11 protein-coding genes are annotated in these 16,011 nt (G+C 67.7%); 5 read left to right on the top strand and 6 right to left on the bottom strand.

The window, feature by feature from the left end:
* Positions 1 to 11: 11 nt before the first annotated feature.
* Positions 12 to 857, bottom strand: coding sequence for a universal stress protein (locus tag IE100_RS15885; protein ID WP_189375538.1), 846 nt, complete (start codon positions 855 to 857; stop codon positions 12 to 14).
* Positions 858 to 1,075: 218 nt separating this feature from the next.
* Here IE100_RS15885 and IE100_RS15880 point away from each other — a divergent pair, with 218 nt between their 5' ends.
* Entirely contained in the window at positions 1,076 to 3,760 is a 2,685-nt protein-coding gene (locus IE100_RS15880; protein WP_189375536.1) for an HAD-IC family P-type ATPase, read from the top strand.
* A gap of 48 nt (positions 3,761 to 3,808) precedes the next feature.
* On the opposite strand, the gene IE100_RS15875 is transcribed toward IE100_RS15880, so the two are convergent.
* Entirely contained in the window at positions 3,809 to 4,735 is a 927-nt protein-coding gene (locus IE100_RS15875; RefSeq protein ID WP_189375535.1) for a LysR family transcriptional regulator, read from the bottom strand.
* 97 nt (positions 4,736 to 4,832) lie between these two features.
* Here IE100_RS15875 and metE point away from each other — a divergent pair, with 97 nt between their 5' ends.
* Complete coding sequence (gene metE, locus IE100_RS15870; RefSeq protein WP_189375533.1) at positions 4,833 to 7,118, top strand: 5-methyltetrahydropteroyltriglutamate--homocysteine S-methyltransferase; 2,286 nt, start codon at positions 4,833 to 4,835, stop codon at positions 7,116 to 7,118.
* A gap of 6 nt (positions 7,119 to 7,124) precedes the next feature.
* Here the strand turns inward: metE and IE100_RS15865 are convergent, their stop codons facing one another.
* The 4 genes from IE100_RS15865 to IE100_RS15850 all read right to left on the bottom strand — a co-directional run bounded on the left by IE100_RS15865 (position 7,125) and on the right by IE100_RS15850 (position 11,617).
* Positions 7,125 to 8,342, bottom strand: a complete 1,218-nt coding sequence (locus IE100_RS15865; protein WP_189375531.1) for a 6-phosphofructokinase — start codon at positions 8,340 to 8,342, stop codon at positions 7,125 to 7,127.
* Positions 8,343 to 8,463: 121 nt separating this feature from the next.
* Positions 8,464 to 10,431, bottom strand: a complete 1,968-nt coding sequence (gene parE, locus IE100_RS15860) for a DNA topoisomerase IV subunit B (protein WP_189375529.1) — start codon at positions 10,429 to 10,431, stop codon at positions 8,464 to 8,466.
* Between the two features lie 19 nt (positions 10,432 to 10,450).
* Positions 10,451 to 11,062 carry a DUF2238 domain-containing protein gene (locus IE100_RS15855; RefSeq protein WP_189375574.1) on the bottom strand — a complete coding sequence of 204 codons (612 nt, stop codon included), beginning with the start codon at positions 11,060 to 11,062 and terminating at the stop codon, positions 10,451 to 10,453.
* Positions 11,063 to 11,077: 15 nt separating this feature from the next.
* Positions 11,078 to 11,617, bottom strand: a complete 540-nt coding sequence (locus IE100_RS15850; RefSeq protein WP_189375527.1) for an RNA pyrophosphohydrolase — start codon at positions 11,615 to 11,617, stop codon at positions 11,078 to 11,080.
* Between the two features lie 315 nt (positions 11,618 to 11,932).
* Here IE100_RS15850 and IE100_RS15845 point away from each other — a divergent pair, with 315 nt between their 5' ends.
* The 3 genes from IE100_RS15845 (at position 11,933) to pssA (ending at position 15,882) form a co-directional block, all read left to right on the top strand.
* Positions 11,933 to 13,225 carry a glutamine synthetase family protein gene (locus tag IE100_RS15845; RefSeq protein WP_189375524.1) on the top strand — a complete coding sequence of 431 codons (1,293 nt, stop codon included), beginning with the start codon at positions 11,933 to 11,935 and terminating at the stop codon, positions 13,223 to 13,225.
* A gap of 131 nt (positions 13,226 to 13,356) precedes the next feature.
* The gene (locus tag IE100_RS15840; RefSeq protein WP_189375523.1) at positions 13,357 to 14,454 is read left to right on the top strand and encodes a polyamine ABC transporter substrate-binding protein; all 1,098 of its coding nucleotides are present in this window, start codon (positions 13,357 to 13,359) and stop codon (positions 14,452 to 14,454) included.
* A gap of 87 nt (positions 14,455 to 14,541) precedes the next feature.
* Positions 14,542 to 15,882 carry a CDP-diacylglycerol--serine O-phosphatidyltransferase gene (gene pssA, locus IE100_RS15835; protein ID WP_189375521.1) on the top strand — a complete coding sequence of 447 codons (1,341 nt, stop codon included), beginning with the start codon at positions 14,542 to 14,544 and terminating at the stop codon, positions 15,880 to 15,882.
* Positions 15,883 to 16,011 lie beyond the last annotated feature (129 nt).

The raw sequence follows: 16,011 nt of genomic DNA, 5'->3' as shown, positions 1-16,011 counted from the left end.
CGCCTCGCGGCTCAGTGGAACATCAGCAGCGGCACGTGGCAGTGCTTCATCAGCGTGCGGGTGGTGGAGCCGAACAGGCGCTCCTTCCAGCTGTTGTGGCCGAAGGCGCCCATCACCAGCAGCGCGGCACCATGGCTGTCGGCGGCGGCGATCAGGGTCTGCGAGGTGGAGCCGCGCGCGGTCAGCGCCACCGGCTCCGCCGGCAGGCCGTGGCCGGCGAGATAGGCGGCGCCCTCGCAGGCCAGGCGCTCGGCCTCCTGCGGATCGGTGTGGTTGGCGATCACCTTGCGCGGCAGGTCGTGGGCGAGGCCGAGGAACACGAACTGCTGCAGCGCGCGCGCGGCGCAGGGGCTGCCGTCGTAGGCCAGCACCACGCAGCGCGGACGCTCGGGCACCACGGTGTCGGCCGAGAACAGCAGCATCGGCCGCGCCGGGTTCAGCAGGTAGTTTTCCAGCCAGCGGCTGTCGTGCGGACGCTCGCTCTCGCCCAGGTGGCTGTCGGTGGACACCACCAGCAGGTCGTGCCGCGGCGCGTGCCTGGCCAGCTCGTCCTCCGGGTGGCCGTCCTCGGCCAGCACGCTGGCCAGCGCGATATCCAGTTCGCCGGCCTGCGCGCGCATGCTGTCGAGCAGGGTGCGGGCATTGTCCAACCAGCGCTGCTCCATGCTGGCGTCGCGCGCCACGCGGTAGGCGAACGCTCCCGGCGGCATCGCCTCGCCTTCCAGCAGCGGCGCGCCGTCGATCAGCGCCAGCGCCGTCAGCGCACTCTGGTGTTGTTTGGCCAGCTGCAGCGCATAGTCACGCGCCAGCTGGGCGCTGTCGCCGCTGTCCAGCACCAGCAGAATTTTCTTCATCATCACCGCATTCCTCTTATTCGATACGCCGGCCACGGCCAGCGTTAACATGCCAACAGCAAACAGCATGCCCAAGCGGGCAGATCATCGCATTGACGCCGCCGGCTGCGGAAAGTTTTGCGGCAATCTTTGCGATCCGTCAAAACATGGCCCAGCATGGAAACCATGCACCGGCCGCGCCACTCTACACTGCGTGCAGTTCACTCAAGGATAGCCTGCCCATGAAGCCTGCAACACCCGCCCCGCACTGGCACGCCGAAGACACCGCCCAGGTGATGCGGCACTGGCAAAGCAGCGACAACGGCCTCAGCCGGCAGGCCGCGGCGGAGCGGCTGCAACGCTACGGCCGCAACAGCCTGCCGCAGGCGGCCGCGAAGAGCCTGTGGCTGCGCTTTGTGCTGCAATTCCACAACCTGCTGATCTACGTGCTGCTCGCCGCGGCGCTGGGCACCCTGCTGCTGGCCGACTACGTCGACAGCGCGGTGATCTTCGGCGTGGTGCTGATCAACGCGGTGATCGGCACCATCCAGGAAGGACGCGCCGAGAGCGCGCTGGCGGCGATCCGCAACATGCTGGCGCTGCAGGCGACGGTGATCCGCGACGGCGAGCGCCACGATGTCGACGCCAGCACCCTGGTGCCCGGCGACATCGTGCTGCTGCAAAGCGGCGACAAGGTGCCGGCCGACCTGCGCCTGCTCGACGGCCGCTCGCTGCGCGTCGACGAGGCGGCGCTGACCGGCGAATCGCTGCCGGTGAGCAAGGATTTTGCCGCGCTGCCGGCGGCGACGCCGCTGGCCGAGCGCCGCAACATGGCCTACGCCGGCACCCTGGTCAGCTACGGTCAGGCGCGCGGGCTGGTGATCGCCACCGGCCGCGACACCGAACTGGGGCGCATCAACGCGATGCTCGACCAGGTCGGCGACAACGTCACCCCGCTGATGCGGCAGCTGGACCAGTTCGCGCGCTGGCTGACCGGCGCCACCCTGCTGGTGGCCAGCGTCACCCTGCTGCTGGGCGTGTACTGGCGCGGCCACGGCTGGCCGGACATGTTCATGGCCGGCGTCGGGCTGGCGGTGGCGGCGATACCGGAAGGGCTGCCCGCCATCGTCACCATCACGCTGGCCATCGGCGTCGAGCGCATGGCCCGCCAGCGCGCCATCATGCGCAAGCTGCCGGCGGTGGAAACGCTGGGCGCGGTGACGGTGATCTGCTCCGACAAGACCGGCACCCTGACCTGCAACGAGATGACCGCCGGCCGCATCGTCACCCGCGAGCGCCAGCTGCGCGTCAGCGGCGTCGGCTACGCGCCGGAAGGCGGCCTGTTCCACGACGACGCGCCGCTGCACTACGGCCACCACGCCCCGCTCGACGCGCTGCTGCGCGCGGCGGCGCTGTGCAACGATGCCAGCCTGCAGCACGTCGCCGGCCAGTGGCAGCTCAGCGGCGACCCGACCGAGGGCGCGCTGCTGACGCTGGCGCACAAGGCGCAGCTGCCGCTGGCCAGCCTGCAGCACAGCCTGCCGCGGCAGGACGCGATCCCGTTCGAATCGGAACACCGCTTCATGGCCACCCTGCACCACGACCACGACGGCCACCGCCTGATCCTGCTCAAGGGCGCGCCCGAGGTGCTGCTGGCCCGTGCCAGCCACCAGCAGCATGAGCACGGCATCGCCGAGCTGGAGGCGGCGTTCTGGCAGCAGCAGGCGCAAGCGTTGGCCGCCGACGGCTACCGCGTGCTGGCCATCGCCGAGCGGCGCCAGGCGCACTGCAGCAGCGAGCTGGACTTTGCCGACACCGAGGACCAGCTGCTGCTGCTCGGCCTGGTCGGCCTGATCGACCCGCCGCGCAAGGAGGCGGCGCAGGCGGTGGCGCTGTGCCAGAGCGCCGGCATCCGCATCAAGATGATCACCGGCGACCACGCCGGCACCGCCGCCGCCATCGGCGGCCGCCTCGGCATCGGCGACGGGCGGCGCGCGCTGAGCGGCAGCGACATCGACGCGCTGGACGACGCGGCGCTGGCGCAGGCGGTGCGCGACATCGACGTGTTCGCCCGCGCCAGCCCGGAACACAAGCTGCGCCTGATCGCCGCGCTGAAGCACAACGGCGAGGTGGTGGCGATGACCGGCGACGGCGTCAACGACGCGCCGGCGCTGAAGCAGGCCGACGTCGGCGTCGCCATGGGCGGCAAGGGCACCGAGGCGGCCAAGGAGGCGGCGGAGATGGTGATCACCGACGACAATTTCGCCACCCTGGCGCTGGCGGTGCGCGAGGGCCGCACCGTGTACGACAACCTGAAGAAGGCCATCCTGTTCATCCTGCCCACCAACGTCGGCCAGGCCGCCATCATCATCGCCGCCATCCTGTTCGGCGTCGCGCTGCCGATCAGCCCGGTGCAGATCCTGTGGGTGAACATGGTGTCGGCGGTGACGCTGGCGCTGGCCTTCGCCTTCGAGCCGACCGAGCATGGCGTGATGCGGCGCCCGCCGCGGCCGCCGCAGGCCGGGCTGATCGACGCGCTGTTCGTGTGGCGGCTGGCCTTCGTCGGCGCGCTGATGGTGGCGCTGCCGTTCGCGCTCTACCTGTGGGCGCTGGACGGCGGCCACTCGCAGGCGCTGGCCAGCACGCTGGCGGTGAACAGCATGGTGGCGATCGAGATCGCCTACCTGTTCAACAGCCGCCACCAGCACAGCAGCGCGCTGACGCTGCGCGTGCTTACCGGCAACCGCATCGCGCTGTGGTGCGTGGCCATCCTGATCGTGCTGCAGCTGGCGTTCAGCTACCTGCCGTGGCTGCACGCGCTGTTCGGCACCGCGTCGCCGGCGCTGGCGCACTGGGGATTGATCGCGGCCAGCGGCGTGCTCGCCTTCCTGCTGATCGAGGCGGAAAAGGCGCTGCTGCGGCGCTGAGCGCCCCCGCCTTGCGGCCAACCTTGTACAAGGTTGGCCGCAAGCATCTCAACCCAGCACGCTCAACCCCGGCAGCGTGGCGAAGCTCTGCTCACGCACCGTGGCGAGGAAGTCGTGCATATAGGCCAGCTTGGCGTCGTCGCTGCGCAGCGCCGCGTACAGCTCGCTGTGCAGGCCGGCCTCGCCGATGCGTGCGGCGCTGACGTAGCCGCGCTCCAGGTAGGGCTTCACCGCCCAGAACGGCAGCGCCGCCACGCCGCGGCGGCTGGCTACCAGCTGGATGATGGCGATGGTCAGCTCCGAGGTGCGCCGCGCCGGGTTGATGCCGGCCGGCTTCAGCACCTTGCGCACCAGGTCCAGCATCGCGTCCGGCACCGGGTAGCTGATCAGCGTCTCGGCGGCAAAATCCTCGGCCCGCCACACCGGCTGCGCCGCCAGCGGGTGATCGTGCGCGGCGATGACCACCATCTCGTAGCCGAACAGCGGCTGGTACACCACGCCGGGGTGCGCCTCCGCCTCGGCCACGATGGCCAGATCGGCGCGCCCGGTCAGCAGCAGGCCCACCGGATCGGCATGGAAGCCGGACACGATGTCCAGCTCCACCGCCGGCCAGTGCCGGCGGAAGCTGTCCATCGCCGGCATCAGCCAGTCGAAGCAGGTATGGCACTCCACCGCGATGCGCAGCTCGCCGGCCTCGCCCTCGCGCAGCCGCGCCAGGTCGCGCTCGGCGGCGCCGATGTGCGCGTGCACCTCGCGCGCCAGCAGCAGCAGGCGCTCGCCGGCCGGCGTCAGCCGCAGCGGCTGCGTCTTGCGCTCGAACAGGCTGAGGCCGTAGTGCGCCTCCAGCGCCTTGATCTGGTGCGACAGCGCCGATTGCGTCAGGAACACCCGTTTCGCCGCCTGCGACACGCTGCCGGTCTCGGCCAGCGCCAGTAGCGTCTTCAGGTGGCGTAATTCCAGCAGACTCTGCGTCATGAATCAGTCTCATGTGAAGTAGCAAAATAATGAATTTGTCTCATATCGATGATTATCGCATGATCAATGCACAAATTTCATACAGAAAGACATAAACATGAGCACGATTCACCTTGCCGGTTTCCCGCGCATCGGCGCCAAGCGCGAACTGAAATTCCTGGTCGAGCAGTTCTGGAAAAACGAGATCGACGACGCCGCGCTGCAGGCCGGCGCGCGCGAGCTGCGCCAGAAGCACTGGCTGCTGCAGAAAGGCGCCGGTCTCGACCTCAGCCCGGTCGGCGACTTCTCGCTGTACGACCACGTGCTGGACGCGCAGGTGCTGGTCGGAGCCATCCCGCGCCGCTTCGGCTTCGACGCGGCCAGCCTTTCCAGCGCCGAGTACTTCCAGCTGGCACGCGGCAACCGCAGCCAGCACGCCATCGAGATGACCAAGTGGTTCGACAGCAACTACCACTACCTGGTCCCGGAGTGGCACGCCGACACCGCGTTTTCGGCCAACCCGGCACCGCTGTTGGCGCAGATCGCCGAGGCGCAGGCGCTGGGCATCAAGGCCAAGCCGGTGCTGATCGGGCCGCTGACCCTGCTGTGGCTGGGCAAGTGCAAGGGCAGTGCCTTCGACCGCCTGAGCCTGCTGCCGGCGCTGCTGCAAACCTATCAGGAGCTGCTCGCGGCCCTCAATGCCGCAAAAGTGGACTGGGTGCAGCTGGACGAGCCCATCCTGGCGCTGGACCTGCCGGCCGAGTGGCTGGCGGCCTTCGCCCCCGCCTACGAACAGCTGGCGGCCAGCCCGCTGAAGCTGCTGCTGGCCACCTACTTCGGCGACGTCTCCGCCCACGCGGAATGGCTGAAGGCGCTGCCGGTGGCCGGCCTGCACCTGGACCTGGTGCGCGCGCCGCAACAGCTGGCGGCATTCGTACAAGGTTGGCCGCAGGACAAGGTGCTGTCCGCCGGCGTCATCGACGGCCGCAACATCTGGCGCGCCGACCTCGACGCGGTGCTGCGGCAGGCCGAGCAGCTGCACGCGCAGCTGGGCGAGCGGCTGTGGCTCGCGCCCAGCTGCTCGCTGCTGCACAGCCCGTTCGACCTGGCGCAGGAAATCAAGCTGGACGTGGATCTCAAGAGCTGGCTCGCGTTCGCGGTGCAGAAGCTGAACGAGCTGAAGCTGCTCAAGCGCGGCCTGCAGCAGGGGCGCGCCAGCATCGAGAACGAGCTCTCGGCCAGCAACTACGCCCGCGAGCAGCGCCGCAGCAGTCCGCGCATCCACCGTGCCGAGGTGGCCCAAAGGTTGGCCGCACTGCCGGCCGGCAGCGACCGCCGCGCCAGCCCGTTCGCGCAGCGCGCGCCTTTGCAGCACGCGTGGCTGAAGCTGCCGCTGCTGCCGACCACCACCATCGGCTCCTTCCCGCAGACCAGCGAGATCCGCGCCGCGCGCGCCGCGTTCAAGCGTGGCGAACTCGATGCCGCCAGTTACGAGGCGGCGATGAAGGCGGAGATCGAACTGGTGATCCGCAAGCAGGAGCAGCTCGATATCGACGTGCTGGTGCACGGCGAGGCGGAGCGCAACGACATGGTGGAGTACTTCGGCGAGCAGCTGGCCGGCTTCGCCTTCACCGAGTACGGCTGGGTGCAGAGCTACGGCAGCCGCTGCGTGAAGCCGCCCGTCATCTACGGCGACGTGGCGCGCCCGCAGCCGATGACCGTGCGCTGGGCGGTGTACGCGCAGAGCCTGAGCCAGCGCCCGGTGAAGGGCATGCTCACCGGCCCGGTCACCATCCTGCAGTGGAGCTTCGTGCGCGACGACCTGCCGCGCAGCGCGGTGTGCAAGCAGATCGCGCTGGCGATCAACGACGAGGTGCTGGACCTGGAAAACGCCGGCATCAAGGTGATCCAGATCGACGAGCCGGCGGTGCGCGAGGGCCTGCCACTCAAGCGCGGCGACCGGGACGCCTACCTTGCCTGGGCCGGCGAGGCGTTCCGCCTGTCCTGCGCCGGCGTCGACGACAGCACCCAGATCCACACCCACATGTGCTACTCGGAATTCGGCGACATCCTGCCGGCGATCGCCGCGCTCGATGCCGACGTGATCACCATCGAGACCTCGCGCTCGGACATGGAGCTGCTGCGCGACTTCGGCAGCTTCCGTTACCCGAACGAGATCGGCCCCGGCGTCTACGACATCCACAGCCCGCGCATCCCGACCGAGGCCGAGCTGGAAAAGCTGCTGCTCAAGGCGCTGGAGGTGATCCCGGCCGAGCGGCTGTGGGTGAACCCGGACTGCGGCCTGAAAACGCGCGGCGGGCCGGAAACCGAGGCCGCGCTGCAGGCGATGATCGCCGTCACCAAGCGCCTGCGCGCCAGGCTGAACGCCACCGCACAGGCCTGACAGTCATCAGGGCAATAGCGGCGGCCACGCCGGACGGCGCAGATCCGGCAGGCCGTCGGCAAAGGCCAGCGGCCGCTCGCCCTGCAGCAGCGGCCGCAGGTAGGCGTCGAACGCCGGCGTCACCGACAGGCCGTCGGCGGCGATGAAGTCCGCCGGCAGCGCGCGCTCGCGGTTGGCAACCTCGTCCAGCGGCAGCGGCTGCACTTGCCAGTCGACGCCGCTGGCGCCCGGCTGCCGCAGCAAGCCCAGCATCACCCCGCCCTGCCCGGCCAGCGCCGTCGCCACCGCCTGCTGTCCCAGCCGGTAAGCCTGCTGCGCATCGACCGCCGACACCAGATGCCGCGCCGCGCGCTGCAGGCAGTCCACCAGCGCCACGTGCGCCTTCACCCCCAGTTGCTGCTGCAGCCGCTGCGCCAGCCACATGCCGGCCCCGCCGAGGTGCTCGTGGCCGTACACCGCATCGGCGTGCAGCTGCGCGACGAAACGGCCGTCGGCGTGGCGCAGCCCTTCCGACACCGCGATCACGCAGCAGCCGCTCTCCGCCAGCCGCTGCCGCACCGCCGCCAGCAGCCGCGCCTCGTCGAACGCCACCTCCGGCAGCAGCAGCAAGGGCGGTGCCTCGCCCGGCAGGGCCGCCAGCGCGCAGGCCGCGGTCAGCCAGCCGACGTGGCGGCCCATGGTCTCCATGATGAACACCCGCTGCTGTGCCATGCTCAGCACGTCCAGCGTCACCTCGCGCAGACTGCTGGCCAGATACTTCGCCGCCGACGGGAAGCCGGGGCTGAAATCGGTGCCTTCCAGATCGTTGTCGATGGTCTTCGGGATGCCAACCACCTGCAGCGGCAGCGCGAAACGCTCGCCCAGCTGCTGCAGCAGCCGCGCCGTCTCCATCGAGCCGTTGCCGCCGTTGAGCAGCACGTAGCCGATGCCGAAACGGCGCAACACCGCAGCCAGCTGCCGCCAGCCGGGTGCATCGTCCTCGAACGGCGCCAGGATGTCGCGGCTGCTGCCGAACGCGGCGCCCGGCAGGCTGCCGAGCGCCGCGATGTCGGCGGCGCCGGCGGTATCCAGATCCAGCAAGCGCCCGGCACGCAGGCCGGCGAGGCCGTCGGCGGCGGCGCACACCGCCACGCCGCGCGCGCGCGCGGCCTCGATCACGCCCAGGGCGGAACGGTTGAGCACGGCGGTGGGGCCGCCGGACTGCAGGTAGAGCAGACGGGACATGGTGCGCCTCTCGTGGTGGCCATGACTGAATTGTAGCCAGCGCGGCCGCCGCCGGCAGCGCGAAGCCGCACGAGCCTGGCCGCAACAAAAAGGGAGNCAACCTTGCGGCGCCGGATGCGGCTCAGATGTCGGCTTCGACCTCGTTGCCCTTCTCTTCCATCCAGCTGCGGCGGCTGGAGGCCTCGCCCTTGCCCATCAGCTTGACGAACATCGCGCGCGTCTCGGCAAAGGCGCCGGCGCGCACCCGCACCCGCGACAGGCGGCGGGTGTCCGGGTTCATGGTGGTGTCCTTCAGCTGCTCCGGGTTCATCTCGCCCAGGCCCTTGAAGCGCGAGATGCTCCACGCGTTCTCCTTCACCCCCTCGCTGCGCAGGCGGTCGAGAATCGCCGTCATCTCGCCCTCGTCCAGCGCGTACAACTTCCGAGGAGGCCGGTTCTTGCCCTGCCCCGGCACATCTACGCGGAACAGCGGCGGCTGGGCGATGTAGATGTTGCCGTTGTCGACCAGGCGCGGGAAGTGGCGGAAGAACAGCGTCAGCAGCAGCACCTGGATGTGCGAGCCGTCGACGTCGGCATCGGACAGGATGGCGATCTTGCCGTAGCGCAGGCCGGACAGGTCCGGCGTGTCGTCCGGGCCGTGCGGATCGACGCCGATCGCCACCGCGATATCGTGGATCTCGGCATTGGAGAACAGCTGGTCGCGGTCGGTCTCCCAGCTGTTCAGCACCTTGCCGCGCAGCGGCAGGATGGCCTGGTACTCCTTGTCGCGCGCCAGCTTGGCCGAGCCGCCGGCGGAGTCGCCCTCCACCAGGAACAGCTCGTTGCGCTCGATGTCCTCGCTCTCGCAGTCGGTGAGCTTGCCCGGCAGCACCGCCACGCCGGAGCCTTTCTTCTTTTCCACCTTCTTCACCGACTTCAGGCGGCTCTGCGCCTGGCGGATCGCCAGCTCGGCAATCTTCTTGCCGGCTTCCACGTGCTGGTTCAGCCACAGCTCCACCGGGTCGCGCGCGAGGCCGGAGATCAGCTTCAGCGCGTCGCGGCTGGTGAGCTTGTCCTTGGTCTGGCCCTGGAACTGCGGGTCCAGCACCCGTGCCGACAGCACGAAGCGCACGCGGCTCCACACGTCCTCGGCCATGATTTTCACGCCGCGCGGCAGCAGGTTGTGGTGGTCGATGAAGCTCTTCACCGCGTCGAACACGCCGGCGCGCAGGCCGGCCTCGTGGGTGCCGCCGGACGGGGTCGGGATCAGGTTGACGTAGCTCTCGCCGCTGGCGCCGTCCTCGAACCAGGCCATCGCCCACTGCACGCCCTCGCCGCGGGCGAACTGTTCGTGGTCGTCGCCGATGTAGGCTTCGCCGGCGAACAGCGGCGCGATAGGCTCGTCGTCGCCGCACAGCTCGGCGAGGTAGCTCTTCAGCCCTTCCGGGTACTGCCAGACCTTGACCTCGTCGCCGCTGGGGCGCTCCACGGTCAGCGTTACCGCCACGCCGGGCAGCAGCACCGCCTTGGCGCGCAGCAGGCGCTCCAGCTCCTGCATCGAGTAGCGCGGGCTTTCGAAATACTTGCCGTCCGGCCACACCCGCACGCGGGTGCCGCTGGTGCGCGGGCCGCAGTCGCCGACACGGGCCAGCGGCTCGATCACGTCGCCGCCGGCGAATACCAGCTTATGCACGCCGCCCTCGCGCTTGACCTCCACCTCCAGCCGGGTGGACAGCGCGTTGGTCACCGACACACCGACGCCGTGCAGGCCGCCGGAGAAGGCGTAGGCGCCGCCGTCTTTCTTGTTGAACTTGCCGCCGGCGTGCAGGCGGGTGAACACCAGTTCCACCACCGGTACGCCCTCCTGCGGGTGCAGGCCGACCGGGATGCCGCGACCGTCGTCCTCCACGCTCAGCGAGCCGTCCAGGTGCACGGTGACCGCGATCTTGCGCGCGAAGCCGCCCAGCGCCTCGTCGGCGGCGTTGTCGATCACTTCCTGGCAGATGTGGGTGGGGTCGGTGGTGCGGGTGTACATGCCCGGCCGTTCCTTGACCGGCTCCAGCCCCTTGAGTACCCGGACCGAGGATTCGTCGTAATTCTGTTGCGTCATGGTTGGTCTATTCAGAGATTCAGTAACGCGCCGCCTGCAGCGTCGCGAGTTGTCGGTTATGGAGCGGCGCCAGTGTCAGCTGCGCCAGCACGGCGCCGCACAGCGCCAGGAACATGTCCCACTGCGTATCCCACGGGTCGCCCTGGGTGGCGAGGAAGGCATCGGCGCCGGCGCCCAGTGCCAGCGCCGCCCACCATTCGATCAGTTCGTACAGCGCGGAGAAAGCCAGGCAGAAACAGGTCGTCAGGAACGCGAGCCAGCCGCCGCGCAACGCTGTCCTGCGGCTGAGTACCTCGCGCGCCAGCAGCGCCGGGAAGAAGCCCTGCGCGATATGGCCGATGCGGTCGTAGTGGTTGCGGCTGAAGTCGAAGGCCTCCTGCAGCCAGAAGCCGAGCGGGGTTCCGGCGTAGGTGTAGTGCGCGCCGACCAGCAGCACCACCGCGTGCAGCGCCATCGCCCATGCGGCCAACCTTGTCCACGGGAAACGCCGCCACATCAGCCAGACCAGCGGCAGGCCGACCACCGCCGGCAGCGCCTCCATCCACCATACCGCGACGTTGGCCGGCTGCCACGCCGACCAGACAGCAACAACGGCCACGCCTGCAAATGCAGTGCGTGGCCGCGAAGGCATCGGCTTGTTCAAGGATCAGCTCCCGTCTGCGTGCCGGTGCCGGCTGCCGGCCACCCGCCCCAGATATTCGCCACGGCTTTCCACGCCCTTGATGAAGCGCATCAGCTCGGTCAGTGCACGCTCGTACACGTCGCGCTTGAATTCGATCACGTTGTCGATCGGTTCCCAGTAGTCGCTCCAGCGCCAGCCGTCGAACTCCGGATGGTTGGTGGCGCGCAGGCACACGTCGCAGTCGCGGCCGGTGAGGCGCAACAGGAACCAGATCTGCTTCTGGCCGCGATAGCTGCCGCGCCACTCGCGGCGCACCCAGTTGGTGGGCACGTCGTAGCGCAGCCAGTCGCGGGTGCGCCCCAGAATCTTGACGTGCTGCGGCAACAGGCCGACTTCTTCTTCCAGTTCGCGATACATGGCGGCTTCCGGGCTTTCACCCGGCTTGATGCCGCCCTGTGGAAACTGCCACGAATGCTCGCGCACGCGCTTGCCCCAGAACACCTCGTTGTGGTGATTGACGAGGATGATTCCGACATTGGGGCGGTATCCGTCCCGGTCCAGCATGACAAAACCTGCAATATCGTTAGTTGACCGGATTTTTGCACATTTTGCCGGTAGCCGCCATGAGCAAGGTGTGGCGCCGGCGCTCATCGTCGGTGGCTGTCGTTAAATAAAATTGACGATTTTGCGAATTTCAGGTTAAAAAAATAGACACACGACCCGCCGCCCGGAGTCCACGATGCCCTATTGCTGCACCACGCCCGTTGCCGCCAGCCAGATCCGGCTGCCGCTGGGGGTTTTCGAGCAGCCGCTCAGTACCTACGGCCGCCCGCGCTGATTGTCCGCCTCCCGACAACTCACGCAGCAAAGGTATCCGACATGTCCGATCTGCAGCAATGGCTGAGCGAGCAACGCATCAGCCACATCGAGTGCCTGTTTCCCGACCTCAACGGCCAGGCCCGCGGCAAACTCATTCCCTGCCACAGCTACCTCGACAGCGCAGAACAGCGCTTCCCGCAGGTCAGCCTGATCCAGACCCTGGACGGCGATCCGCAACAGCAACTGGTTGCCGACAGCGACCCCGACATGCGCCTGCGCGCCGACCCGCGCACCCTGTGCCTGAAACCGGACAGCGGCGACGGTCGGCGCGTCGCGCAGTTGATCCACGACTGCGTCGACGCCGACGGCGAGCCCATCCCGTTCGCGCCGCGCAACGTGCTGCAGCGCGTGCTGGCCGCCTACCGGCAACGCGGCTGGCAGCCGGTGGTCGCGCCCGAGATCGAGTTCTACCTGCTCGCTGCCGACGGCCAGCCGACTAGCGCCACGCGCCAGCCCTACAGCGTGGACCACGCGCCGGCCCACGCCGCCTTCTTCGCCGAGCTGGAGCAGCAGTGTGCGCAGCAGCACATCGCCAGCGACACCATGCTCGGCGAAGTCGGCAATGGCCAGTTCGAGATCAACCTGCAGCACGGCGACGCGCTGGCGCTGGCCGACCAAGTATTCCTGTTCAAGCGCAGCGCCAAAACGTTGGCCGCACGCCACGGCCTGCAGGCCACCTTCATGGCCAAGCCGTTCGCCGACGACGCCGGCAGCGCGATGCACATCCACCAGAGCCTGGTCGACGCCCACGGCCACAACCTGTTCAGCCAGCCGGACGGCAGCGCCGCACCGTGCTTCTGGCACTACCTCGGCGGCCTGCAGCGCTACCTGCCGGCGGCGATGCTGTTGCTGGCAGCCAACCCCAACGCCTACCGCCGCCTGTGCCCGCACAGCGCGGCGCCGATCAATGTCGAGTGGGGCATCGACAACCGCAGCTGCGGCCTGCGCGTGCCGGACAGCAGCCCGGCGGCGCGGCGCGTGGAAAACCGCCTGCCCGGCATGGACTGCAATCCCTACCTCGCCATCGCCGCCACGCTGGCCTGCGGCTTGCTGGGCATGGAACAGGCCATCGCCCCCGGCACGCCGCTGTCCGGCAGTGCCTACGGCATGGCGGCCACCCTGCCCGCCAGCCTGCCGCAGGCGATCACTGCGCTGCGCAGCGAGCCGGCCCTGCACCCGCTATTGCATCCGCAGTTCGTGGCCAGCTTCTGTGCCCTGAAAGAGGTTGAATGGCAGACATTCGCGCGTACCATTACACCATGGGAGCGCCAGCAGTTACTGCAGCAGGCCTGAGCCGGTAGCCGCGCGTCGCGGCTTGCCTGCCGGCCGGCGGCGGGGGTTTAATAAGCACTGGTTTTAAGTAGCGTTTTGCAGTCAAAATAACGTGTTCGATTACCTGAACCGCATCGCCAGGAGAAACTTGAATGAAACGATTTGCCCGCACCCTGCTTCTGGGCGCCGTCAGCGCCGCCTACGCCGGTAGCGCCGCCGCTGCCAGCAACGAACTGAACATCTACAACTGGTCGGACTACATCGCGGAAAGCACCATCCCGGGCTTCCAGAAGGCAACCGGCGTCAAGGTCCGTTACGACGTCTACGACAGTAACGAAATCCTGCAGGCCAAGATGCTGACCGGCAAATCCGGCTACGACATCGTCGTGCCATCCAACACCTTCCTCGCCAAGCAGATCCAGGCCAACCTGTACCTGCCGCTGGACAAGAGCAAACTGCCGAACTACAAGGACCTGGACCCGGAGCTGATGAAGCTGATGACCAAGTTCGACCCGGGCAACAAGTTCGCGGTACCGTACTTCTGGGGCATCAACACCATCGGCATCAACACCGACCGCGCCACCAAGGCACTGGGCGGTAAGCTGCCGGCCAACCAGTGGGACATGCTGTTCAAGCCTGAACACGCAGCCAAGCTGAAAAGCTGCGGCGTGAGCATGCTCGACTCCCCGGCGGAAGTGTTCCCTATCGTGCTGCACTACATGGGCAAGGACCCGGCCAGCAAGAACGAGGCCGACTACCGTGCCGCGGCCGACCTGCTGAAAACCATCCGCCCGCACGTGACCCGCTTCTCCTCCTCCGGCTACATCAATGAACTGTCCGGCGGCTCGCTGTGCCTGGTGCTGGGCTACGGCGGCGACATCAACATCGCCCGTACCCGCGCCGTGGAAGTGAAGAGCGGCGTCAAGGTGCAGGCACTGGTGCCGAAAGAAGGCGTCGGCATCTGGATCGACAGCATGGTGATCCCGAAAGACGCCAAGAACGCCGACAACGCCTACAAGTTCATCAACTACAGCCTGGACGCCAAGGTAGCCGCGGCCAACGCCAATGCCGTGACCTACGCACCGGGCAGCCTGCCGGCACGCAAGTTCATCGACAAGGCCAACCTGGCCAACCCGTCGATCTTCCCGAGCAAGGAAGTGATGGCCAAGAGCTTCGTGATGCTGCCGATGGATCCGAAAATCCAGCGTCTGACCACTCGCCTGTGGCAGGAATTCAAGACCCGCAAATAAGCGCCACACAAGCAAAAAGGCCGGAACATTCCGGCCTTTTTTCATTCACAATGGCAACAGCAATCTTCACGGACCCCATTCGCCAGCATGCCGCTTTTTTCCTCCCGCCGTCCGGCGCCCGCCGGTAACGGCTTTGCCGTTGATGCGGCCAACATCCATGTGCTGCACGACGCCAAGAGCTTTCACCAACAACTGCTGCAGCAGATTGCGCAGGCGCAGCAGCGTATCCACCTGTGCAGCCTGTACCTGCAGCACGACGAAGGCGGCGAATCCATCCTGCTGGCACTGCACCAGGCCAAGCAGCAACGACCGCAGCTGGACATCCGCGTGTTTGTCGATTTTCACCGTGCGCGACGCGGCCTGATCGGCGCCGGCAAGCAAGCCGGCAATGCGCAATGGTACCAGGAGCTCAGCGCCCGTTTCGGCCGCGAACAGGTGCCGATCTACGGCGTGCCGGTACAGACACGGGAGCTGTTCGGCGTGCTGCACCTGAAGGGCTTCGTGATCGACGACTGGCTGATTTACAGCGGCGCCAGCCTCAACAACGTCTATCTGCATGTCGGCGAGCGCTACCGCTTCGACCGTTACCACCTGATCCGGGATCGCGGGCTGGCCGACAGTTTTTCGCACTACCTGTGCCAGCAACTGCTGCCCTCACCCGGCGTGCAACGCCTGGACCGTCCCGGCCTGCCACGTCCCGCCAAGGATGACATCAAGTCATTGCGGCAACGGCTGGCCGGCTACGACTACCTGCCGGCGCCGGCGCCAGCCAAGCACGACCACATCAGCATCACGCCGCTGAGCGGCGTCGGCAAGGACAACCGCTTCAACCAGCGCATCGAACAGCTGTTGAGCCGCGCGCAGAGCCGCATCACCCTGTGCACCCCCTACTTCAACCCGCCGAAGAGCATTCTGCGCATCCTGCAACAGCAGATCAGGAACGGCCTGCAGGTCGAGATCATCGTCGGCGACAAGACCGCCAACGACTTCTACATCCCGCCCAGCGAACCATTCCGCGTCATTTCGGCACTACCCTATCTGTACGAAAGCAATCTGCGCCGCTTCGCCAAACGCAACCAGAATGCAATCTCACAGGGCCGACTGCAGCTGCGCCTGTGGCAGCACGAGCACAACAGCTACCACCTGAAGGGCATCTGGGTCGATCAGGACTGGCAGCTGGTCACCGGCAACAACCTCAATCCGCGCGCCTTCCGCCTTGATCTCGAAAACGGCCTGCTGCTGCACGATCCCGCCGGCCAGCTTGCTGAGCAAACCGCCGCCGAGCTCGACAACATCCGTCGTCACACCAGGCTACTGCAACACTATCGCCAGCTGGAAACGCTGCGCGACTATCCCGCCGCAGTCAAAACCCTGCTCGGCCGCCTCAAACGCATCCGCCTCGACCGCCTGCTCAATCGGCTGCTGTAGGCGTTCGGACTGACGACTGTGACGCCAGAAGGCATGACGGCTCTGGAGATGGAGGCGACGTCCCCCCTGTATTGAGTAGCACGTGACTTTAGAGTCCAACCCACCATGACAAGGAGTTTGGACATGAAG

The organism is Vogesella alkaliphila, from assembly GCF_014652475.1.
Lineage (GTDB): Bacteria > Pseudomonadota > Gammaproteobacteria > Burkholderiales > Chromobacteriaceae > Vogesella > Vogesella alkaliphila.
This window is presented reverse-complemented; position numbering and strand designations above follow the sequence as displayed.